The following is a 22,779-nucleotide window of genomic DNA, read 5'->3' as shown; positions in this document are numbered from 1 at the left end:
GGCCGTCGCTCTAGCCGCCCTCGTCATCTACTGGTTATGAATCCTGACCCTAGACTCGTTCGGCACGGCCAACCTTGCCGCCACCCTCGTCGGCAACGCTTGCCAATTCAAAACACCTCTCCTAACTTGTTCTCGCGCGGTTCTTTTTGACCAACGCAACGCATATGAATTTTTAAATATATTTCTTCAGGAGTCCTCCGTTCCGGCGGCGGCAAGATTGTACAAACCGGAGTTTTCATGCGTCTGCGACTTTTTACCGATCCTGAATATGCCTCCCCCGTGAATCGAATGCACTGCGCCATGCTGATCCCCTTCCTCGGCAACGAGGAAGCGACGTTCTGGACCGAAGGCACCAACGTCTTCGGCGCATACAAGACCAATGGTCAGGGCTATTTCGACCTCGTGGACACCATGGAAGAGGCGCAATTTGCCGTGCTGCCCAGCACGTGGCACCGCTATCTTGCCGATGGCACCACCGAGATCGCCCTGCGGTTCGCCCAGAAAGCGGCTGATGCAGGCAAGCAGATCATCGTCTTTCACGAGCGCGACTACGACTACAAATTTCCCGCGCCCAACGCGTTGCTGTTCACTCCGACGGTTGAGGAGGATCGCCGTCCGAACGAGTTCGGCCTTCCCGCTTGGGTCCCCGATCACATGAACGGACCGGCACCACTTCGTGAAAAGCAGGAAAGCCCGTCGATCGGCTTTTGCGGCCATGTCATGAGGCCCCGCGCCAAGACCCGGGCGGTCCAGTTCGCCCGCACCTCCCTCCCTCGGCTGTCCGAGCGCCGGATGGGCGGCTATTCGGCCTCGCTGCGCAAGAGTTTCCGCCACAAGTTCCTGCGCGCAAAAGCTGTGCAGACGCTTCTCGACACGCCGGGGATCGACACGCAGTTCCTGTTGCGCGGCGACTTCTTCGCCGGTGCCGACAAGAAAGCCAGCGCAGACGCCAAAACCGAGGCGCGACAGAGCGCGCTGGAGGTCTTTCTCGGCAATCTGCGCGACTGCGACTATAGCCTCTGCGTCCGCGGCATCGGCAATTACTCCCTGCGCTTTTACGAGATCATGGCAGCCGGGCGACCGCCGCTTTTCTTCGATACCGGATGCGTGCTGCCCTACGACGGGTTGATCGACTGGCACAAAGAACTCATCTGGGTGCCCGAAGATCAGCACGACCGCGCGGGTGAGATCCTTCTGGCCCATCACCGCGGCCTCAGCGACGAGGCTTTCGTCGATCAGCAAAAGCGGGTGCGCGAAGTCTGGGAGGAGTGGCTGTCGCCTGACGGGTTCTTCCGCAATTTCTACCGCCACTTTCAGCCCAACTGAGGCCCCGCTGAGGACTGAAAGGATGCGCATGGAGCCCCTGTAGCGCGAGGCTCCATGCGGTTTTGCAGGCCCGTGCGCCGGATCTCAGGCCTTGGCGGCCAGCCCCCCGGCACGGATTTCGCTGAGCGTGCGATAGGGGGTCAGCGCCTCGGCGGCGATCTCCAACTCCAGAACGGCCCCATGCGGCGCGGCGCGCGCGCGCTCGAAGGCGGCGGCGAAGTCTTCGGTGCTGCTCACCCGCTCGCCATGCAGGCCGTAGGCCCGCCCGAGCGCCGCGAAATCGGGATTGACGATCGAGGTGCCGCTGACCCGCTCGGGGAATTCGCGCTCTTGATGGGCGCGGATCGTCCCATAGGTGCCGTTGTTGAGCACCAGTACGATCACCGCGGCCCCGGCCTGACGGGCCGCCGAAAGCTCTTGGCCGGTCATCTGGAAATCGCCGTCCCCGGCAAAGCAGATCACCGTGGACTCGGGCCGCGCCAGTTTAGCCGCCACCGCCGCAGGCACACCGTAGCCCATAGCCCCGGACTGCGGCGACAGCATCCGCATCCCCGGACGGAACCTGAAGAAGCGGGTCGGCCAGACGGTGAAATTGCCCGCGCCGTTGGTCAGCACCAGATCGGTCCCCAAGACCTCGCGCATGTGGCGGCAGACCGCCACCATATCGACCGGTCCGGGCTGCGCCGGTGCCTTGTCGATGAAGGCGAGATAGGCCGCGCGCGCCTCGGACCGCCAAGCCGTCCATTTGCCCGAAACATGCGCGGGCAGCGCCTGCACGAAACGTCCGGGATCGGCATGAATACCCAGAACCGGCTGATAAACCTTGCCAATCTCGCGGTCAGACCCGTGCACATGAATGATCTTCTGGCGCGGCTCGGGCACCTCGAGCAGCGTGTAGCCATCGGTCATATTCTCGCCAAAGCGCGTCCCCAGCGCGAGGATCACATCGGCGTCCCGCAGCAGCGCCTTGACCCCGGCGGTCATCCCCACGCCTGCATCGCCGCAGAAGCAGGGCGAGGCGCTGTCGACCTGATCCTGATAGCGGAAAGAGGTGATGATCGGGATGTCGGAGGCCTCGGCAAAGCCCTGCAGCGCGGCGCGCGAGGGACCATCCCAATGCGCGCCCCCAAGCACGATGAGCGGCCGCTGCGCCTGTTGCAGCAGCGAGATGGTTTCGGCCATCGCATCCGCCGAAGGCTCGGCAGGGTAGACCTTGGCCGGGCCGCTCAGCGCGGGCGTGTCGGTTTGCGCCATGAGCACATCCTCGGGCAGCGCCACGACCACCGGACCGGGGCGCCCGGTGGTCGCCGTGATCCATGCGCGGGAGAGAATTTCGGGAATACGTTCAACCTGTTCGATCTCGGTCGCCCATTTCGCCATCGGGCCAAAGACCGCGCGATAGTCCAATTCCTGAAACGCCTCGCGCTCCTTCATGTCGGTCGCCACCTGCCCCACCAGCAGGATCATCGGCACGCTGTCCTGCATCGCCGTATGCACCCCGATCGAGGCGTTTGTCGCGCCGGGACCACGGGTGACCATGCAGATGCCCGGGCTGCCGGTAAGCTTGCCATGCGCCGCCGCCATGAAGGCGGCACCCCCCTCCTGTCGGCAGAGCACGAAATCGAGCTTGCCGCCGGTGTCATGCATCGCGTCGAGCACCGCCAGATAGCTCTCCCCCGGCACCCCGAAGGCGCGTGTCGCCCCCAGTGCCATCAGGCACTCCACCACCAGTTCTCCACCGTTCCGCGTCATCATCCCGCTCCCTGCCAGGCTGTGTTTGGGGATTTGTGCGCTCCCGGCCCGACGGATGCAAGCACGGCCCCGCACAAAGCCGCTGAACCAGTTTCCCCGCGCGCCAGAACGCTTTGTTAAGACCCGACCTGTAGTTCTCGATCCTGTTCAGGGGCCTGTGCGGGCACCGGCAGGCCGTGCATCGGGGCAGCCCCCCCTTGCCGCATTGCACGCGCGATACCGGCTCGCACGGGCCCTTGGGCAAAGCTTTGGTGATCAGGCTGCGGGCGGCCCAGGCGCTCCCGTGGGAAAGGACCGAATTCGCGATGACAGAGCTTCACAGCCACGTGCTCGACCCTGCGCGCAACCGCAATGGCGAGGACCCGCTTGTCCCCTTCCTGCTCGGGGCGCGCCATGCTCCGGTCTCGATCTCCGTCCGCGATGTCCTGCGGCTCGATGCGCACCGGCTGCAGATCCTGCTCGTGGCGCAGAAGCAATGGGCGGCGGAAACCCTGCCCTTCTCGCTGACCGAGATCACCGAATCTTTCCGCTCCGGGCTGGAACGGCTCGGTCTCTCTCCCGGCCATTTCGATCCGCCGGGGCGCCGCGCTGGCTCCGCCAGCGCCGAAACCACCACTTCCGATTTCGCCGAAACTTCCACCATGGCCAGCCCGACCGGCAAGGAGGCAGAGCAATGACGACAAAGGTCCTTGCGATCGACGACTCCCGCACGATCCGCAACTTGCTGCGCGTCTCGCTCGAAGGCGCGGGCTTCGAGTTCCATTCGGCCTGCGACGGCGTCGAAGGGGTCGAACAATTCTCCGAAGTCGAGCCCGACGTGGTGATCACCGACATCAACATGCCCAATCTCGACGGGTTCGGGGTGATCGAAGAGCTGCGCAACGGCCCTAACCGCACCACCGTCCCGATCATCGTGCTGACCACCGAAAGCGGTGCCGATCTCAAGGCGCGGGCGCGCAGCGCAGGAGCGACCGGCTGGATCGTGAAACCTTTCGACGATGCGTCGTTGGTGTCGGTTTTGCGCCGGCTCACCGGGCATATGGCGTAGGAGCAAGACAATGTCGGGAAATTCGATCCGCGATACGTTCTTCGAGGAATGCGAGGAACTGCTCGAAGCGCTGGTGGAAGGGCTCTCCTCCATGGAGCAGGACCCGGACGACATGGATGTGGTCAACGCCGTCTTCCGCGCCGTGCACTCAATCAAGGGCGGCGCCGGGGCCTTCGCCCTCGACCGGTTGGTCAGCTTTGCACACACCTTCGAGACGGTGATGGACAAGGTCCGCAGCCACGAACTCAAGGTCACCGAAGAGCTGATGCATCTCTTCCACCGCTCTGGCGATCAGCTTGCCGATCTGGTCGAGGCAGCGCGCGACGAGCGCGAACCCAATGCCGAGTCCGAGGCCACGATCCTCAAGGAGTTGGACAGCTACCTCGGCGAGGCGGACAAGGATGACTGCTTCAGCTTCGATGCCCTGACCCTCGCATTCGACGCAGCTCCGCTAGACCTTGCCGAGCCGTCCGAGACCGAACCGGACGCCGAGAGCGAAGGCGCGGCCCTGCGCCGCTTTCGGATTCATTTCAAGCCAACGCCGGCCCTCTACGCCAATGGCCATGAGCCGTTGCTGCTCTTTGACGCGCTGGCAGAGCTTGGCGAGGTACAGGTCACGGCGGACCTCTCGGGCCTGCCCGAATTCGATGCCTTCGATCCCAATGGCGCGGTGATGTCCTGGACCATTCTGCTCGAAACCGCAGAGCCCGAGACCGTGCTCCACGAAATTTTCGAGTTTGTGGAATCCCTATGCGATCTCGACATCCGCGAGACCGACGGCGAAATGCCCGACACCCCCACCCCGGCCCAGCCCAGCGCGCCGTCAGAGGCTGGCTCGGCAGCTCCTCCGCCCGCGCTGGATGCCCGCAGCATTCCCGCTGACGCCCCCGAAGCACGGCTGGCCGAGGCGCGCGGCGAAGCGCGCGGACCAAGGCCCACGCTGCGGGTAGACCTCGAACGCGTCGACCGGCTCATCAACACGGTCGGCGAGCTGATCATCAATCAGGCAATGATCTCCCAGCGCATCGAAGAACTGGAACTGCCAGCGGTGGCACATCTGACCAACGAGCTGGAAGCCTACAAGCTGCTGGCCCGTGACATTCAGGAAGGGGTGATGGCGATCCGAGCGCAGCCGGTGAAACCGCTCTTTCAGCGCATGTCGCGCATCGTGCGCGAGGCAGCAGAGGCAACAGGCAAGAAAGCCCGGCTTGTGACCGTCGGCGATTCCACCGAAGTCGATAAAACGGTGATCGAAAGGCTTGCCGACCCGCTCACGCATATGGTGCGAAACGCGGTTGATCACGGGCTGGAAAAGGCCGACCGACGTGCAGAGGCGGGCAAAGAAGCAGTGGGCACCATCCGGCTCTCTGCGTCGCACCGTTCGGGCAGCGTCTTCATAGAAATCGCCGACGATGGCGCAGGGCTCAATCGCGCCCGGATCCTGGAAAAGGCGATCGAGAAAGGGCTGATCGCGCCCGAGGCGGAATTGTCCGAAGCAGAAATCGACAATCTCCTCTTCCTGCCCGGCTTCTCCACCGCCAGCGAGGTTTCGAACCTCTCGGGGCGCGGCGTCGGAATGGATGTGGTGAAAAACGCGGTCGCCGCGCTCGGCGGACGGGTCTCAATCGCCTCCACGCCTGGCGCGGGCACCACATTCACCATCGTTCTTCCCCTCACTTTGGCGGTGATGGACGGCTTCGTGATCTCCGTCGCGGATCAGACGATGGTCATCCCAATCGCCTCGATCATCGAAACCATCCGCCCAAGCCAGCGCGACTTGCACGCTGTCGGGACCAAAGGCGTGGTGATCTTGGTGCGTGGCGCCTATGTGCCTGTGGTCGATGTTGCATTTAACCTCGGTCTCGCAGCCACGCGAAAGGCCGCGGGAGAAGGGGTACTCCTGCTTGTCAGCACTGAAAGCCAAGGCCTCACCGCGCTGAGGGTCGAGGCCATCCACGACCAGCGGCAGGTCGTCATAAAGAGCCTTGAGAGCAACTACGCCGCGATCCCCGGCGTTTCGGCCGCGACGATCCTCGGCGACGGCAAGATCGCCCTGATCCTCGACCCTGAGGAAGTCGTCAAATTGCAGCCCGCCGCACCCTATTTCCCCGCGATCACCCCCCCGAAACTGGAGCTTCGCCATGCTTGACGCCGACGAGGGACCGACCGAGACGCAGTTCGAATTCATCACATTTTCTGCTGGAAACCAGAGTTTCTGCCTCGAGATCATGCAAATCCGCGAGATCCGCCGCTGGACCCCGGTCACCAAACTGCCGCACACACCGGACGATGTGCTCGGCGTGATGAACCTGCGCGGAGCGGTCATACCGATCTTTGACCTTTCCGCCCGCTTCGGGCTTGGCGAGACTCCGGACAATGAACGCAACGTTGTCATCGTCGCAGCGGCCGGGGGCACTACAATTGGCCTTCTGGTGGAATCTGTTTCCGAGATTCTGTCCGTAGCGAAGTCGTCAATTCAAGAAACTCCGGACATGAAGTCCGACGCGGCGCGCCAAGCAATTCTCGGCGTGATTTCCGTCGGCGAAACCATGGTGCGCGTGGTCAATCTTGACGCAGTCCTCGACCAAGACGGGGGGGGTGCCGCATGAGCCTGGCCGCTACTGCCGAAATGCCTGAGGAGTTTTCGTTCTCCGACGCCGACTTCGAAGCGCTCGCACGCCTGGCACGGGCGGAATTCGGCCTCAGTCTTGCTGCCAGCAAGAAGCCGCTTGTCTATTCCCGCCTCGCTCGACGCCTTCGGGCCCGCAGCCTTTCATCCTTTCATGACTACATGAAGCTTGTTGATTGCGCCGATGAGGTCGATGAGCGGCTCGAACTCGTCTCTGCGCTCACCACCAATGTCACCAGCTTTTTTCGCGAAAAACATCATTTCGACACGCTACGCGACGTTCTGATGCCTGAACTCGCCAAACAGCGCCGGGTCAGAATCTGGTCGGCGGGCTGCTCCTCCGGCCCAGAACCGTTTTCGATTGCCATGACACTGCTCGACGGGTTTTCTTCGCTGCCCCCGGATTTGCGAATCCTTGCCACGGACATAGACCCCGCGATCCTTCGGCGCGCGCGGCGCGGCCGCTATCCACGAGAAGACTGTTCCGCTGTTCCCCCACCGTTTCAAAGCCGCTGGCTATCCCCCGCATCCGGCGAGCCAGAGCATGTGGAAGTTAGTCAGGATTTGAAGCGGATAATTAGCTTCGCCGAGCTCAACCTCATCTGTGACTGGCCTTTCAAAGGACCTTTCGATGCGATCTTCTGCCGCAACGTTGCGATCTATTTCGACCAGGATACCCAACAAAGGCTCTGGACCCGCTTTTCCGCCATGTTGCGGGCAGGAGGATTCCTGTTCATCGGCCACTCAGAACGCCTTTCCGGACCCGCCGCGCATGAGTTCGCAACCGCTGGCGTCACCACCTACCGCAAGCGCGTCCTGCCCGTCTCGGCACAGCCGACCTAGGAGGAGAAGATGAGTTTAAAGGATTCGCTGCGCATCATGGTTGTCGACGATATGGCGACCAGCCGCGGCCTCATCACCCAAGCCCTCGATGAAATTGGGATCAGCAATTACATCACCGAAAATGACGGCAGTAAGGCGCTTGCCCGCCTCGCGGCCAGCCCCGTTCACTTGGTCCTCTCCGATTTCAACATGCCGAATATGGATGGGCTCGCCCTGCTCAAGGCAGTGCGCCAGAATCGCGCTACACAGAAGATCGGGTTCATCCTGGTGACCGGAAAGCCGACACCAGACATGGTCACACAGGCCAAACAACTGGGGCTCAACAATATGATAAAAAAGCCCTTCACCTCCTTGGCAATGAAGCAATGCATCGAAAGTGTGGTGGGGCGCCTCTGACGATGACCAGCATCAGCGCTTCTCTTACCGCCCATGAGGCGACTTGGCTTCTATCTCGAGAGATCCGCCGTCTCCAGCAGCGACTTGAGCGGCTCGAGCATGGGATGGAGCATCTCTACTCCGACAGTGCCGATGCGCGGCTCGGCTCTGTCGCGATCACGGCTTTCCAGGAACTCGATGTGCTTGCGCAATCGACCGAGGCGCTGGCCGGATATGTGGAACGGCTTGCCCGGCAGCTTGATGGAGAGGTCGCGCTGGACCTGCAAGAAGCACTGAGCCGAATTCCGCTCCGCGAGCTTGCCGCGCGACTTGGCGGCGCGAAGAACGAAACCTTGAAACCCAATGCCCCGGAAATGTTCTGATGCGCCCGGTCAGCGCAGCAAAGCACGGCGAAATGCAACAGCGAGCGCTGCCGGACGCTTTACAGCGACCCGCCAAAGACCGGAACGCTGGCAAGTGGGAGGGCGGCGGCAACATGCTGGCCGCAGCGTCGTGAGCCCGGCCCTGCACCAGCATTTGGCTCCCCAGCGAAAGCCCGAGCCAATACGCGACCTTCGACGAGGGAGGTGCAAAGTAGCGCCTTGGGGATCAGCCCTAAGCAAAAAACGGTGGACGCATGTGCATGTGATCGGGTGCTAGCGCCCGCCATTCAAGGCCATGGAGGCCGCATTTGATGTCGAAGATATCCTTGATTCTCGCCCACACCGATCTGGCGCTGCGCCGGCAAATCGCGGCGGGGCTGCGCGGCTCAGAAGCTGTTCACCTGATCGCCGAGACCCATGATTTGATGACGACCTACACCGCCGTCGAAGAACGGGAACCTATGGCAGTGCTCATCGGTGAAAGTCTCGCCATGCAGCCCGAATTCGAAGTCATGCGCGCCCTCTTTGCAGCGCTCGATGTGCGATGGCTGGTGATCAAGGCACGCAGCGCGCCCCGTCCCGGCGCACCTGCGAGCCCTTGGGACAAGAGATCAGACCTCTTTGCCATCGACCCCGGTATTCTGCCCGAGCAATTGACCGCGGAACTGCGCACGCTAACGCGCACCACACGCCGACGCGGACCGCCCGCGGCTCCGCCTCCCCTCGCCACAGCGGGACCGAGGGGCAATCGCTTCATTTTGCTTGGCGCCTCGACCGGCGGCGTCGACGCCTTGCTTACGGTGCTTTCGTCCTTTCCGCAGGACTGCCCGCCGACATTCATCGTGCAGCACACTGGCGGCGGCTTCGGCGAGAGCCTTACCCGGCTTCTGGACAGGCAATGCGCTGCCGAGGTGCGCCCGGCGCGGGATGGTCTAAGGGTAGACCACGGGCAGGTGGTCATCGCGGCGGGCAGCCGCGCGCATCTGCATCTCGCGGGCGGCAAGCCGATGCGCATCGCCCTTCGCGCGGGCGAGCCGATCTCCGGCCATATGCCGTCGGTGGACGCGCTCTTTACCTCCGCCCTGCCCGGCGCGTCGCGCGCGGTGGCCGCCCTGCTCACAGGCATGGGGCGCGACGGCGCTCAGGGGCTTAAAGCATTGAGCGAGGCGGGCGCGACCACCATCGCTCAGGACGAGGCGAGTTGCATCGTTTACGGCATGCCCCGCGCCGCGCGCGAGTTGGGCGCGGCGCAATCGACCTTGCCCCTCCCCGAGATCGGCCCCGCGCTTTTGCGTGCCTGCGCGGCGGATGCCCCCAGCCACTGTGGAAGGAGATCCGCGCCATGACCGAGAGTGCCGAAAAACTGGTGAACGTCATCCAGGGTGAATACCGGATTTCCTCCGCCCCAACCGAGGTTCTGTCGACGGTTCTGGGATCCTGCGTCGCCGTCTGCCTCACCGACCCGGAGGCCAGAGTGGGCGGAATGAACCATTTCCTCCTGCCGGCGCGCGCCGGAAAGGAAGGAGAGAATGTGCGCTACGGGGCCTATTCGATGGAACTGCTGATCAACGGGCTGCTGAAATGCGGAGCCCGCAAGACACGGCTTACGGCAAAGCTCTTTGGCGGCGCCAATATGCTGAGCCAATTGCGCGACATTGGTGCCTCGAACGTGCGCTTTGCCAAAGAATTCCTGCAGAACGAAGCAATCCCTCTGGCCTCGGAAAGCACCGGGGGGACATCGGCGCGGCGCATCCGCTTCTGGGCGACGGACGGGCGTGTCCGGCAGTTCATCGTGCCCGGCGAGATCGAGGCGGTCGCGCCGATCACGCCGCCCAAGCCACCGCAGACGGAGATCACCCTGTTCTGAGAACCGGCACACATGCAATCCGCCCCCCGCTCCAGCCGGAACGCGCGCACCAGCCGGCACGCAGCAGTCTGCACGCACTTAGGCCCGCCGTATCGCCGAGGATCAGACCGCGTCGATTTCCTGAAAGGCGTTGCGCAGCGCCTCGGACCAGTCGTGGCTCATCTTCTGAAACGCCTCATCCGTGGGCTCGATCCGCCGCCGACGGGTGACCGCCAGCGCGTCGCGCTCGATCACCGCAAAATCGAGCGGCATGCCCACGCTGAGATTCGAGCGCAGCGTCGAATCCATCGACAGCAGCACCGCCTTCTCGGCGTCGGCGAGCGTGGTCTCGGAGGAGATGACGCGGTCGAGGATCGGCTTGCCGTATTTATGTTCGCCGATCTGCAGGAAAGGCGTGTCGGGCGTCGCTTCGATGAAATTGCCCTCGGGATAGACGAGGAACATGCGCATCGGTCCGCCCTTACGCTGGCCGGCCACAATCATCGAGGCGGTGGCGTTCTGGTTCATCCGCTCCATCTTGCCCGACACCTCGGAGGTCACGTCAGACAGGGTGGCACCGACGATTTCGGCCACCTGCAACATGCCGCTGGCGCGCAGGATGGAGCGATCCGAGTCGGGATCGTCATTGGCCTCGTTCAGGCGCGCGATGACGGTCTGGGTGATCGACAGAGACCCGGCCGTCATGATCCCGATCGCCCGCTCACCGGGAGCCTCGAACAGGAACATTTTGCGGTAGGTCGCGATATTGTCGAGCCCCGCATTGGTGCGCGTGTCGGACAGCAGGACAACGCCCGCATCCAGCAGCAATCCGACGCAATATGTCATCTGTCCCTGAGTCCCTTGAAGGCTAGCAGCGCACTGATATAGCCGCCCTACCCTAGCGTCGCAATCCTGAACGAACGGATAGGTCGCGCGCTTATTGCTGCTGTTGTTGGCCCGCGGTCACCACGACCTCGACCTCCAGCTCCTCCTCGGGCGCGCCGCCCTGCACCAGCCCGCGGATCGGCGCGGCGTCGAGCGCGTCATAGCCCGAGCCGAGCCGCACGTAGCGGTCATCGGGGCAGCATTCATTGGCGGCGTCGAAGCCAACCCAGCCCAGTTCGGGCACCCAGATCTCGGCCCAAGCGTGGCTGGCCTCATGCGGGCTGCCATCCTCGTTCGCCTGCAGATAACCGGTCACATAGCGCGCGGGCATATCCGCCGCATGCGCCACCGAGATCAGCGCATGGGCGTGGTCCTGACACACGCCGACGCCTCCCGCCAGCGCCTCGGCGGCGGTGGTGTGCGGCTGCGTCTCGCCCGGTTTATAGGCAATGGCGCCCGAAACGGCGCGGCTCAGCGCATGGGCACGGTCGAGCGCGCTTGCCCCCTCCATCCCCTTTAGCGCCACGGCAGAGAGCATCTTCAGCTCGGCATCGGCTTCGACCTGCCGCGTCGGGCGCAGATAGGCCGAAGGCGGCACCCGCTCGCGATGATCGCGCAGAACGCCGAACAGATCGGTCGTCTCGACCTCGCCCAGCACTTCGACGGTAAGCTCGGTCAGCGGGCCACGCCATGTGGCAAGGCGGATCATGTCACCGCCGCCATCGACGAATTCCGCGCCGGTCTGCGCGCCTTCGGAGGTGACCTCCCACGACAGGATGCGTTGGCCCGCGCTCGACGCAGGCCAGAGTTTTTGCGACTGCACGATGCCGCGCACCGGCTGATCAAAGCGGTAACGGGTGATATGGCGGACGGAAAGTCTCATGCCGGCATCCCACTCAGGTAGACATTGTGCACGGTGGTCGCGACCTCGGCGTTGCGGGTCATGAACCGGGCAAGGAACTCGTGCAGCCCCTCTTCAAAGATATCGTCCACCGTCGCATTGCGCAAATCGTCCAGCAGCTTATGCGCCACCTCCTGCGCCTCCGTGCCGTTTTGGTAGTTGTCGGCCAGATCGTCGAGATGCTCGCAATACCATTGCACGCAGGCCCGCAGCGAGCGCGGGAAGCGTCGGTTGAGGATAAGCAGATGCGCGATCTTGGCGGCGGTGATTTCGCCCTGATAGCTCCAGTTGAAGGCGCGCTGCGCGGTCATCGACTGCAGCAGCAGCGCCCATTGGCTCTGGTCGAGCCCCGAGCCGACGTAATTCACCGAAGGCAGCAGCACGTAGTATTTCACGTCGATCAGCCGGGCCGTGTTGTCGGCCCGCTCGATGGTCGTGCCGATGCCCATGAAGTCGTAACCGTCGTTGCGCAGTTGCGTCGACATGATGGCGCCGCGGATCAACTGGCAGGCGCGCAGCGTCCATTCGCAAAGATCGGTGACCATCAGCTTGCTGCGCTCGGTGCGCTGAAGCTGTCTGAGTTCCTGAAACGACGAGTTGATCGCATCCCACGCGGGCGCGGTCAGCGCGGTGCGCACGACACGGGCATTCTCGCGCGCTGCGGCAAGGCAGGAGAACACCGAGCTGGGGTTGTCGGCATCGAAGAACAGAAAGGTCTCGATATTGCGCTGGTTGGTGTCCTTGTACTTCTCGATGAAGGGCTCGAGCGCCCCTTTGGCCAGAAGCACGGCCTCCCAGTCGTTGCGATAGCCGCCGGTGGCGTTGGGCAGCAGCGCGTTGCGCGCCCCAACTTCCAGCAGGCGGGCGGTGGTTTCGGCGCGCTCGATGTAGCGCGCCATCCAGTAAAGGTGATCTGCAGTCCGGCTCAGCATGTCGTCACTCCGCCAATACCCAGGTGTCCTTGACCCCGCCGCCCTGCGACGAGTTCACCACGAGCGAGCCCTCGGTCAGCGCCACGCGGGTCAGGCCGCCGGGCACCAGCTCGATGTTCTCGCCGACAAGGCAATAGGGGCGCAGGTCGACGTGACGCGGCGCGATCCCCTCTTCGACGAACGTGGGACAGGCCGAGAGCGCCAGCGTCGGCTGGGCGATGTAATTCTCGGGGTTCTTGCGGATTTTCGCGGCAAAGGACTCGATGGTCGATTTGTCGGATTTCGGCCCGACGAGCATGCCGTAGCCGCCCGAGCCATGCACTTCCTTGACCACAAGCTCCGACAGGTTCTCGAGCACGTATTTGCAGTCGTCGGCCTTGGCGCATTGCCATGTGGGCACGTTTTCGAGGATCGGTTCCTCGCCGAGATAGAAGCGGATCATCTCGGGCACATAGGTGTAGATCGCCTTGTCGTCGGCCACGCCCGCGCCGGGGGCCGAGCAGATGGTCACGCCGCCCGAGCGGTAGACGCTCATCAGCCCCGGCACGCCCAGCATGGAATCGGGCTTGAAGCACAGCGGGTCGATGAAGGCGTCATCGATCCGGCGATAGATCACGTCGACCTTCTTGGGGCCCTCGGTGGTCTTCATCCAGACGAAATCGCCCTCGACAAACAGGTCCTGCCCTTCGACCAGTTCCACGCCCATCAGGTCGGCAAGGAAGCTGTGCTCGTAATAGGCCGAGTTGAACTGGCCCGGGGTGAGGATCACCACATTCGGCTCGCGTTGGCATTTCTGCGGCGCGACCGAAGCCAGCGTCTTTTTCAGCAGGCCAGCATATCCATCGACCGGACGGATGCGGCTTTCCATGAACAGCTGCGGGAACATGCGCATCATGATCTCGCGGTTCTGCAGCATGTAGCTCACGCCCGAGGGCGTCCGGCAGTTGTCTTCCAGAACGTAGAACTGATCGGGTCCGGTGCGCACCAGATCGACGCCGACAATATGGCTGAACACGCCGCGCGGCGGACGGAAGCCGATGGCCGCCTTCTCGAAGGCTTCGTTGTTGGTGACCAGATGTTCGGGGATTCGGCCCGCGCGGATGATCTCGCGGCGGTCATAGACATCGGCCAGAAAGGCGTTCAGCGCCGCGGCCCGCTGCCGCACGCCGTGATCGAGTTTGCGCCACTCCAGCGCGGTCAGCACACGCGGGAACATGTCGAACGGGATCAGCCGCTCGGGGTCCCCACCTTCGCCATAAACGGCAAAGGTGATCCCGACCCGCCGGAACAGCGCCTCGGCCTCGCTTTGTTTGAGGCTGCGCAGTTCGGCCGGCATGGACCGATACCATTTCTCCAGATTCTGATAGGCCGGGCGAACATCGTCGCCGCTCAACATCTCATTGAAAATCGCTGGCTTCGTGGCGCTCATAATAATCCCTTCGCTCTGAGGCTCACGTTCCATGTTTCGCGACCGGAGGAAAAGCCCCTCATGTCGAAAAACAATCTTGGCACCAATTTGGTTGCCCAAAAAAAGAGCGATTTCGCCATGTCGAATCCGATCTTGTGAGTATTCACCTCAGTTTAGCCGGAGTTTGCCGGAAAATGGCGCTGAATGCGCATTCATTACGCACAAAAATTAGACACCCATCAATCACGCCGCCTCGAAATTAATCACGGCGCCGTGAGCCGCGGCTCCCCAACGGAAAGCAAGTGGCGCGGTGCCCGGCCTTAGGTATCCGAAGGGAGCGCCGCAAAACGGCGCATCAGCAACGGGGAGCCGCGGCGGTCAAAGTCCGGAACAGGGCAGCCGCCAGCGGCACAACGATAATCGAAGCGGAGGAGGACCCGCCCAGATCACCGGCCACAAGAGCCGTTCCGTGCGGGGCCCGAAGAGACCGCTCTCTAGGGATGTAGAACATGATCAAAGCAATGAAATTTTCCAGCGTGGCAGCTCTTGCCATGATCTCGGCCGGTGCGGTTTCGGCGCAGGACGTCGACTGCCCAATCAAAGTGGGTGTGCTGCACTCGCTCTCCGGCACCATGGCAATTTCGGAAACCACGCTGAAAGACACCATGCTGATGCTGATCGACAAGCAGAACCAGGCCGGCGGCCTGCTGGGCTGCGAACTTGAAGCCGTGGTGAAAGACCCTGCCTCTGACTGGCCGCTGTTCGCCGAAAAGGCGCGCGAGCTGATCTCCAACGACGAGGTCGACGTGATCTTCGGCTCTTGGACCTCTGCCTCGCGCAAGGCCGTGCTGCCGGTGATCGAAGAGCTCAACGCGCTCTACTTCTACCCCGTTCAGTACGAGGGCGAGGAAAGCTCGAAAAACGTCTTCTACACCGGCGCCGCCCCGAACCAACAGGCGATCCCGGCCACCGATTACTTCCTCGACGAGCTTGGCGTCGAGAAATTCGCCCTTCTGGGCACCGACTATGTCTATCCGCGCACCACGAACCGCATCCTCGAGGCTTACCTCAAGGATAAGGGCATCGCCGAGGAAGACATCTTCATCAACTACACCCCCTTCGGCCACTCCGACTGGTCGACCATCGTGTCCGACGTGGTCGCGCTCGGCGCCGACGGCAAGCAGGTCGGCGTGATCTCGACGATCAACGGCGACGCCAACATCGGCTTCTACAAGGAACTGGCGGCGCAGGGCGTCTCGGCGGACGATATCCCCGTTGTCGCGTTCTCGGTCGGTGAAGAAGAGCTCTCGGGTCTCGACACCTCGAACCTCGTCGGCCACCTCGCCGCGTGGAACTACTTCATGACCGCAGACACTCCCGCGAATGCCGAGTTCATCGACGAGTGGCACGCGTTCATCGGCGACGACAGCCGCGTGACCAACGACCCGATGGAAGCCCATTACATCGGCTTCAACATGTGGGTGAACGCGGCGACCGCAGCCGGCACCACCGATGTCGATGCCGTGCGCGAGGCGATGTGGGGCCAAGAGTACCCGAACCTGACCGGCGGCACCGCCGTGATGGGTGTGAACCACCACCTGTCGAAGCCGGTGCTGATCGGCGAGATCCGCGCCGATGGTCAGTTCGACATAATCTCGGAAACCGATCCGGTTCCGGGCGACGCATGGACCGACTTCCTGCCCGACTCCGCGGTTCTGAAGTCCGATTGGAAAGATCTCGAGTGCGGTATGTACAACACCGAGACCGAAACCTGCGTGCAGATCCAGTCGAACTACTGATCTGAACACCTCCCTGCGGGCGCGCCTCACTCTGCGCGCCCGCGCCTTCGTTCCGACTATTCCGTATCTTTATCCGGGGGCCGTCCATGCCGCGCGCGCTTCTGCCTGCCCTTGCGCTCCTGCTTTGCCTGATCACCGCGCCGCTCGCGGCACTGGCGCAGCAGACGGGCCTCACGGCAATCCTGCAGCAATATTCCGACGAGGTGGCCAAGCCCGGTCGTCAGACCGTCGGCGATCTCATCGGCGCGCTCGTCGGCTCCGGCGATCCCGCTGTTCCAGCCTTCCTGCAGGCCTGGGCCGACCGCGAGGTCTATCAGCGCGAAAGCGACGGGCAGTTCTATTACGCCAAGAAGGACGGCGACGGCTTTGCGCTGACCGATGTGGCGACCGGCGAAAGCGCGGGCACCGCCCCCAGCGGTGAGCTGGATCAGATCCGCCCCAATGGCGGCGTGCGCCGGGTCATCGCCAGCGCGCTAGTGCAGTTCCAGCTGTCGGACCCCGAGATCTCCAACCGTATCGCCGCGCTCGACTCCATTGCCCGCAGCCCCTCCGCCGATCAGATCGAGCCGCTGCGCGCCTCCATCGAGACCGAAGAAGACCCCGGCGTTCTGGCCCGCAAGAAGCGTCTCGACGGCATGCTCACCGCCAGTTTCGGCGCGACGCCCGAGGCCCGCATCGCCGCCATCGAGGCACTGTCTTCCGAGCTGAGCGTGGACGTGCGCGCGGTGCTCAACCAAATCCTCACCAGCCGCTCCGGCGTCGCCGAGACCCTGCCCGAGGGGGCCAATATCGCCCGCGAGCTGATCCCCGGCGAGGACCTGACCGAGGCCGAGGCCTATGCCCGGCTCGTGAGCGCCGATCTGGCGCGGCCGGTGCAGAGCCGCGAGCAGATCAAAGCCGCGCTCACCGCCAATATCGACGGCGGTGCCGTCGTTGGTGTGCCGGTGGGCCAGCTTGGCACCGAGGCCGGGCGCGAGCGCGCCTATGCCGCGCTGGCCGAGGCCGGCACCGTGCCGCCCCGCGTCACCGAAGAGGACCGCGAGACCGCCCTCGCCTCCCACGTCTTCTATGAGGAATACACCGAAGCCGATCCGGCGATCACCGCCGCCGCCGAGGACGCGCTGAAAAGCGTGCGCACCCGCGTCGGCATGTGGCAGGCGCTGGACTTTGGCCTCGACTCGCTGTCGCTCGCCTCGATCTACTTCCTCGCCGCCATCGGCCTTGCCATCACCTTCGGCGTCATGGGGGTGATCAACATGGCCCATGGCGAGTTCATCATGATGGGCGCCTATACCGGTTACGTGGTGCAGCAGATCATCCCCGATTACACGCTGTCGCTGATCGTCGCGCTGCCGCTGGCCTTCATGATCACCTTCGCCGCGGGTGTTGCGATGGAGCGGCTGGTGATCCGCTGGCTCTATCACCGCCCGCTCGAGACGCTGCTGGCGACCTTCGGCATCTCCATCGCGCTGCAGCAGCTCGCCAAGAACATCTTCGGCACGCAGGCCCGCCCGCTCACCTCGCCGCATTGGCTCGACGGCGCGTGGATCATCAACGACGTCGCCGGCATCGCCAATATCCGCATCGCGATCTTCGTGCTGGCGCTGGTGTTCCTGTGCCTGATCCTGTTCATCCTGAACAAGACCCGCATCGGCCTCGAGGTCCGCGCGGTCACCCAGAACCCCGGCATGGCCGCCTCGATGGGCATCAACCCCGACAAGATCAACATGCTGACCTTCGGCCTCGGCTCGGGCATCGCCGGCATCGCGGGCATCGCCATCGGCCTTTATGCGCAGGTCACCTCGGAGATGGGCGCCAATTACATCGTGCAGAGCTTCATGACCGTGGTCGTGGGCGGTGTCGGCAACGTCTGGGGCACACTCGCGGGCGCCGCGCTGATCGGCATCCTGCAAAAGGGCATCGAGTGGATGAACCCCAGCAACACGCTGGCGGCGCAGACCTATATGATCCTCTTCATCATCCTCTTCATCCAGTTCCGGCCAAAGGGCATCGTCGCCCTCAAGGGCCGCGCGGCGGGAGATTGATCATGGACAAATCTTACAGCTGTCTCACCTCTGGCCAGCGCCGGGCCGCCTCCGGCGGGCGTATTTGCGGAACAATGAAAGCCCACATGCGCCCTGCTCTTCCTCTTGGCGAAAATATCCCGGGGGGGAGCCGCGCAGCGGCGCGGGGGCAGAGCCCCCAAATCAGGAACGGCGGGCGGAGCCCCCAAATGGGGAACGGCGGGCGGAGCCTCCAAATAGGGGACAGTGGGCAGAGCCCCCTCGCCCTCGCGACCAAGGGAGCCTTCGCATGACCAGCTTCTTCGCGCAGAACAAATCCGTTGCATGGTTCCTGCTGGCCCTCGCGCTGTTCGTTGTGCTGGTGACCGTGCTGGCACCTGTGACCGGCACCGGGTTCCTCTCGACCTCTTTCGTCAAGACGCTGGGCAAGACGCTGTGCCTGATGCTCGTCGCCGTGGCGATGGATGTGGTCTGGGGCTACACCGGCATCCTCAGCCTTGGGCACATGGCCTTCTTCGGCCTCGGCGGCTACATGATCGGCATGTGGCTGATGTACGCCCGCACCGAGCTGATCATCGCCGAAAGCCTGCGCGCCGCGCCGATCCCGCCCACCCCCGAAGAGATCCACGACGCCATCGGCCAGCAGATTTTCGGCGTGGTCGGCAGCGCCGATTTCCCATGGCTCTGGGGCTTTGCCCATAGTCTGACGCTGCAGCTGCTGCTCGTGGTGCTGGTGCCGGGCGTGCTGGCGCTGGTCTTTGGCTGGCTGGCGTTCCGCAGTCGGGTCACCGGGGTTTACCTATCGATCCTGACGCAGGCGATGACGCTGGCGCTGTCGCTTTATCTCTTCCAGAACGAGGCCGGGCTGCGCGGCAACAACGGGCTTTCGGGCCTGCAGAACCTGCCGGGGCTCGACGCGGTGCCGCAGTCGACCATCTCGATCTGGTTCTTCTGGGCCTCGGCGGCGGCGCTCGGGTTTGGCTATCTGCTCTTTGCCTGGGTGGTCTCGGGCAAGATGGGTTCGGTCATCCGCGGCATTCGCGACAATGAGAACCGGGTGCGCTTCCTCGGCTACCATGTGGAGAGCTACAAGCTCTTCATCTTCACCCTGACCGGCATCGTCTCGGGCCTCGCGGGCGCGATCTATTATCCGCAGGCGGGCATCATCAACCCCGCCGAGATCGCCCCCATCGCCTCGATCTACCTCGCGGTCTGGGTCGCCATCGGCGGGCGCGGGCGGCTCTATGGCGCGGCGCTTGGCGCGGCTGTGGTTTCGCTGCTGTCGAGCTGGTTCACCGGCGGCGGCGCGCCCAACATCAATCTTGGCTTCTACACGATCAACTGGACCGACTGGTGGCTGGTGCTGCTGGGGCTCAGCTTCGTGGCGGTTACGCTGCTGGCGCCCAAGGGCATCGGCGGGCTGTTCGACCTGTTCACCCGCCGCCATCCGGTGCCCGAGCGGGTCGGCGACTTCGGCCCCGACATGGGCGCGCACCGCACCGTCGAGGGGGAGGAAGAGAAATGAAGACCCTGCTCGAGATGTCCGGCGTCTCCGTCAGCTTCGACGGCTTCAAGGCGATCAACAACCTCAGCTTCCGCATCGGCGAGCCGGAACTGCGCGCCATCATCGGCCCCAATGGTGCTGGCAAGACCACCTTCATGGACATCATCACCGGCAAGACCCGCCCCGACGAGGGCCGCGTGCTCTGGGGCGAGAAATCCGTCTCGCTGCTGAAGATGAGCGAAAGCCAGATCGCCCGCTCGGGCGTGGGGCGGAAGTTCCAGAAGCCGACGGTGTTCGAGGCGCAGACCGTGCGCGAGAACCTCGCCATGGCGCTCAAAAACAAGCGCGGGCCCTTCGATGTGCTGTTCTACAGCAAGACCAGAGCCGGGGCGGAGCGGATCGAGAGCATCGCCGAGGAGATCGGCCTCACCGACCAGCTTGGCCGGGTCTCGGGCGAGCTCAGCCACGGACAGAAACAATGGCTCGAGATCGGCATGCTGCTGGCGCAGGACCCGCGGCTGCTGCTGGTCGACGAGCCTGCGGCGGGGATGACCCCCGCCGAGCGCGAGCACACCACCGACCTGCTGCGCCGCGCCGCGCTGAAACACGCGGTGGTGGTGGTCGAGCACGACATGGAATTCGTGCGGCGGCTGGATTGCAAGGTGACGGTGCTGTGTGAAGGCTCGGTGCTGGCCGAGGGCTCGCTGGACCATGTGACCGCCAATCAGGACGTCATCGACGTCTATCTGGGACGATGAAGACGCTCGCAGACCTGCGAGAGATTTGCGGATGGAGCGAGATGCCATGCTGAAAGTCGACAACCTCACCCTGCATTACGGGCAGAGCCAGATCCTCCACGGCATCAGCCTCGCGGCAGAGCCGGGCAAGGTCACGGCGGTGATGGGCACCAATGGCGTGGGCAAAACCTCGCTGCTGAAGGCCATCGCCGGGCGCCACCCCTACTCGGGCGGCGCGATCAGCCTCGACGGCAAGCCGCTCGATCACCTCAACGCCTATCAGGCAGCGCGCGCGGGCATCGCCTATGTGCCGCAGGGGCGCGAGATCTTCCCGCTGATGACCGTGCAGGAGAACCTCGAGTCGGGCTTTGCCTGTCTCGACCGCTCCGAGCGCGGCGTGCCGGCGCATATCTTCGAGCTGTTCCCGATCCTCAAGGACTTCCTGCAGCGGCGCGGCGGCGATCTGTCGGGCGGCCAGCAGCAGCAGCTCGCCATCGCCCGCGCGCTGATCACCCGGCCCCGCGTGCTGCTGCTTGACGAGCCGACCGAGGGCATCCAGCCCAATATCATCCAGCAGATCGGCCGCGTCATCGCGCAGCTGCGCGATCAGGGCGACATGGCGGTGGTTCTGGTCGAGCAGTATTTCGATTTCACCTGGGGGCTGGCCGACAGTTTCTATGCGGTCACCCGGGGAGAAGTGTCGCTCTCTGGACAGTCCGGCGAGATCGATCGCGAGGCATTGCTCGAAAAAGTCTCTATCTGACCCAAAACCCCCCTAAGTTGCTGCGTTGCGGCGTCTTTTTTCCTTGCCTAAAGCGCTTTGAGCGCCAAGTCTCCGGGCAGGAGATTGTTGACATGCATACGTTGGTGAAGGGGTTTTTGAGGGAGGAGCATCTGCTGCACCGCGGCGCGATTGCGCGCGAACGGCTCTCCCAAAGATTGCAAACCATGCACCCGGCTCACTTTTTCGGGCCGCCCCTTCTGCCCGCGGGTTAAAAACCGACAACAGGAGGACACCATGACATCCATCAAACGCCGGATTCTCGGCGGCACCGCTTTGGCGATGGTGCTGACCGCCGGAATGGCACAGGCCGACACGATCCGGTTCTGGACCATCGAAGAACAGCCCGAACGCCTTGCCAAGCAGGAAGCCATGGCAAAGGCCTTCACCGAAGAGACCGGCCATGAGGTCGAGGTCATCCCGGTCACCGAAAGCGAGATGGGCACCCGCGCCACCGCCGCCTATGCCGCCGGTGACATGCCCGATGTGATCTACCACCCGCTGTCCTACGCCCTGCCCTGGGCCGAGGCGGGCATTCTCGATCCCGACGCCGCCACTGACATCATCGAGGAACTGGGCGGTGCCACCTTCGCCCCCGGCGCGCTGCAGATGGCCGAGTTCGACGGCGGTTTCGCCTCGGTCCCCGCCGACGGCTGGACGCAGATGATCATCTACCGCAAGGACCTCTTCGAAGAGGCCGGGCTCGAGCCGCCGACCAGCTATGCAGCAGTGGAAGCGGCGATCGAAAAGCTGCACAACCCGCCCGAGATGTACGGTTTCGTCGCCGCCACCAAGGTCGACGAGGCCTTCATGAGCCAGGTGCTGGAACATGTCTTCCTTGCCAATGGCATCTCTCCGGTGGGCCCTGACGGCTTTGCCGAGCTTGATGAAGCGGCAACCACCGAAGTTCTGGATTTCTACAAGGCGATCGCCAAGGCCTCGCCGCCGGGGGATCTCTACTGGGATCAGGCCCGCACGATCTATTTCTCGGGCAACACCGCGATGACCATCTGGTCGCCCTTCATCCTCGACGAGCTTGCGGGCCTGCGCGACAGCGCGCCGCCGACGATCACCGATGATCCGACCTCGGCGGAGCTTGCTGGCAAGACCGGCATCGTCACCAACTTCTCGGGCCCCTCGAACCCCGATGGCGCCGCCTTTGCCGAGCTGAACTTCCTTGGCGTGACCGGCGATGCCAACACCGATGTCGCCGAGGAGTTCGTCAAATTCTCGATGGACGCGGGCTATCTCGACACGCTGGCCATCGCGCCCGAGGGCAAATTCCCCGTCCGGCGCGGCACCGACGAAGAACCCGAGATGTTCGTCACCGAATGGTCCAAACTGCCCGTCGGCGTCGACCGTCAGGCCTCGCTTGTCGATCTCTACGGCGAAGAGACGGTGGACGAGCTGGTGGCCGGTCTCGACGTGGCGCAGCGCTGGGGGGCCGATGTGGGCCAGATGGCGCTGGCCTCGAAGATGGTCAACAGCCAAGCGGTGAACCGCGTGGTCCGCGCCTATATCGACGATGAGATCGACGCCGCAGAGGCGGTCAGCCAGCTCAACGACGAGCTGAGCGCGATCCAGTAAGCATCCCACATGGCGGGGC

Annotated in this window: 21 protein-coding genes; 16 read left to right on the top strand and 5 right to left on the bottom strand. The window is 63.8% G+C overall.

Going from position 1 to position 22,779, the window contains the following annotated elements:
- The first annotated feature begins 237 nt into the window (after nucleotides 1-237).
- Nucleotides 238-1,326, top strand: a complete 1,089-nt coding sequence (locus tag G0A00_RS16090; protein WP_164185029.1) for an exostosin family protein — start codon at nucleotides 238-240, stop codon at nucleotides 1,324-1,326.
- A gap of 84 nt (nucleotides 1,327-1,410) precedes the next feature.
- On the opposite strand, the gene G0A00_RS16085 is transcribed toward G0A00_RS16090, so the two are convergent.
- Entirely contained in the window at nucleotides 1,411-3,078 is a 1,668-nt protein-coding gene (locus G0A00_RS16085) for a thiamine pyrophosphate-dependent enzyme (protein ID WP_164185032.1), read from the bottom strand.
- 305 nt (nucleotides 3,079-3,383) lie between these two features.
- On the opposite strand from G0A00_RS16085, the gene G0A00_RS16080 reads away from it, so the two are divergent.
- From G0A00_RS16080 to G0A00_RS16040, 9 genes are all read left to right on the top strand, one after another.
- Complete coding sequence (locus G0A00_RS16080) at nucleotides 3,384-3,755, top strand: hypothetical protein (RefSeq protein ID WP_235953330.1); 372 nt, start codon at nucleotides 3,384-3,386, stop codon at nucleotides 3,753-3,755.
- Nucleotides 3,752-4,126, top strand: a complete 375-nt coding sequence (locus G0A00_RS16075) for a response regulator (RefSeq protein WP_164185027.1) — start codon at nucleotides 3,752-3,754, stop codon at nucleotides 4,124-4,126. The genes G0A00_RS16080 and G0A00_RS16075 overlap by 4 nt, the downstream gene beginning before the upstream one ends.
- Nucleotides 4,127-4,136: 10 nt before the next feature.
- Nucleotides 4,137-6,275, top strand: a complete 2,139-nt coding sequence (locus tag G0A00_RS16070) for a chemotaxis protein CheA (protein ID WP_164185025.1) — start codon at nucleotides 4,137-4,139, stop codon at nucleotides 6,273-6,275.
- Nucleotides 6,268-6,735: a chemotaxis protein CheW gene (locus G0A00_RS16065; RefSeq protein ID WP_164185023.1), complete on the top strand. Its 468-nt coding sequence runs from the start codon at nucleotides 6,268-6,270 to the stop codon at nucleotides 6,733-6,735. Before G0A00_RS16070 ends, G0A00_RS16065 begins: the two co-directional genes overlap by 8 nt.
- The gene (locus tag G0A00_RS16060; protein WP_164185021.1) at nucleotides 6,732-7,598 is read left to right on the top strand and encodes a protein-glutamate O-methyltransferase CheR; all 867 of its coding nucleotides are present in this window, start codon (nucleotides 6,732-6,734) and stop codon (nucleotides 7,596-7,598) included. Before G0A00_RS16065 ends, G0A00_RS16060 begins: the two co-directional genes overlap by 4 nt.
- A 9-nt stretch (nucleotides 7,599-7,607) precedes the next feature.
- The gene (locus G0A00_RS16055; RefSeq protein WP_164185020.1) at nucleotides 7,608-7,994 is read left to right on the top strand and encodes a response regulator; all 387 of its coding nucleotides are present in this window, start codon (nucleotides 7,608-7,610) and stop codon (nucleotides 7,992-7,994) included.
- A 2-nt stretch (nucleotides 7,995-7,996) separates the two neighbouring features.
- Nucleotides 7,997-8,356: a chemotaxis protein gene (locus G0A00_RS16050; protein WP_164185018.1), complete on the top strand. Its 360-nt coding sequence runs from the start codon at nucleotides 7,997-7,999 to the stop codon at nucleotides 8,354-8,356.
- Between the two features lie 311 nt (nucleotides 8,357-8,667).
- Entirely contained in the window at nucleotides 8,668-9,702 is a 1,035-nt protein-coding gene (locus G0A00_RS16045) for a CheB methylesterase domain-containing protein (protein WP_164185016.1), read from the top strand.
- Entirely contained in the window at nucleotides 9,699-10,223 is a 525-nt protein-coding gene (locus G0A00_RS16040; protein ID WP_164185014.1) for a chemotaxis protein CheD, read from the top strand. The genes G0A00_RS16045 and G0A00_RS16040 overlap by 4 nt, the downstream gene beginning before the upstream one ends.
- Nucleotides 10,224-10,325: 102 nt before the next feature.
- Here the strand turns inward: G0A00_RS16040 and G0A00_RS16035 are convergent, their stop codons facing one another.
- The 4 genes from G0A00_RS16035 to G0A00_RS16020 form a co-directional block, all read right to left on the bottom strand.
- Nucleotides 10,326-11,048 carry a peptidase gene (locus G0A00_RS16035; RefSeq protein ID WP_164185013.1) on the bottom strand — a complete coding sequence of 241 codons (723 nt, stop codon included), beginning with the start codon at nucleotides 11,046-11,048 and terminating at the stop codon, nucleotides 10,326-10,328.
- A gap of 91 nt (nucleotides 11,049-11,139) precedes the next feature.
- Nucleotides 11,140-11,970, bottom strand: coding sequence for a transglutaminase family protein (locus tag G0A00_RS16030; RefSeq protein ID WP_164185011.1), 831 nt, complete (start codon nucleotides 11,968-11,970; stop codon nucleotides 11,140-11,142).
- A complete protein-coding gene (locus G0A00_RS16025) occupies nucleotides 11,967-12,920 on the bottom strand; it encodes an alpha-E domain-containing protein (RefSeq protein ID WP_164185010.1) in 954 nt (317 codons plus the stop codon). Before G0A00_RS16025 ends, G0A00_RS16030 begins: the two co-directional genes overlap by 4 nt.
- Before the next feature lie 4 nt (nucleotides 12,921-12,924).
- Nucleotides 12,925-14,349, bottom strand: coding sequence for a circularly permuted type 2 ATP-grasp protein (locus G0A00_RS16020; RefSeq protein ID WP_164185009.1), 1,425 nt, complete (start codon nucleotides 14,347-14,349; stop codon nucleotides 12,925-12,927).
- 488 nt (nucleotides 14,350-14,837) lie between these two features.
- On the opposite strand from G0A00_RS16020, the gene urtA reads away from it, so the two are divergent.
- From urtA to G0A00_RS15990, 6 genes are all read left to right on the top strand, one after another.
- Nucleotides 14,838-16,127 (top strand): urea ABC transporter substrate-binding protein, encoded by a 1,290-nt coding sequence (urtA, locus tag G0A00_RS16015; protein WP_164185007.1) that lies wholly within the window; start codon nucleotides 14,838-14,840, stop codon nucleotides 16,125-16,127.
- 86 nt (nucleotides 16,128-16,213) lie between these two features.
- Complete coding sequence (gene urtB, locus G0A00_RS16010) at nucleotides 16,214-18,172, top strand: urea ABC transporter permease subunit UrtB (RefSeq protein ID WP_164185005.1); 1,959 nt, start codon at nucleotides 16,214-16,216, stop codon at nucleotides 18,170-18,172.
- Between the two features lie 268 nt (nucleotides 18,173-18,440).
- Complete coding sequence (gene urtC, locus G0A00_RS16005; protein ID WP_164185003.1) at nucleotides 18,441-19,676, top strand: urea ABC transporter permease subunit UrtC; 1,236 nt, start codon at nucleotides 18,441-18,443, stop codon at nucleotides 19,674-19,676.
- Nucleotides 19,673-20,413 (top strand): urea ABC transporter ATP-binding protein UrtD, encoded by a 741-nt coding sequence (gene urtD, locus G0A00_RS16000; protein ID WP_164185001.1) that lies wholly within the window; start codon nucleotides 19,673-19,675, stop codon nucleotides 20,411-20,413. Before urtC ends, urtD begins: the two co-directional genes overlap by 4 nt.
- 46 nt (nucleotides 20,414-20,459) lie before the next feature.
- Entirely contained in the window at nucleotides 20,460-21,155 is a 696-nt protein-coding gene (gene urtE, locus G0A00_RS15995) for an urea ABC transporter ATP-binding subunit UrtE (RefSeq protein WP_066108798.1), read from the top strand.
- A 255-nt stretch (nucleotides 21,156-21,410) separates the two neighbouring features.
- On the top strand, nucleotides 21,411-22,760 hold the full coding sequence (locus G0A00_RS15990; protein ID WP_164184999.1) for an ABC transporter substrate-binding protein: 1,350 nt from the start codon (nucleotides 21,411-21,413) through the stop codon (nucleotides 22,758-22,760).
- The last annotated feature ends 19 nt before the right edge of the window (nucleotides 22,761-22,779 follow it).

Source organism: Salipiger sp. PrR002, assembly GCF_010500775.1.
GTDB lineage: Bacteria > Pseudomonadota > Alphaproteobacteria > Rhodobacterales > Rhodobacteraceae > Salipiger.
Note: the sequence above shows the minus strand (reverse complement) of the source record. Positions and strands in the feature narration are given on the sequence as shown.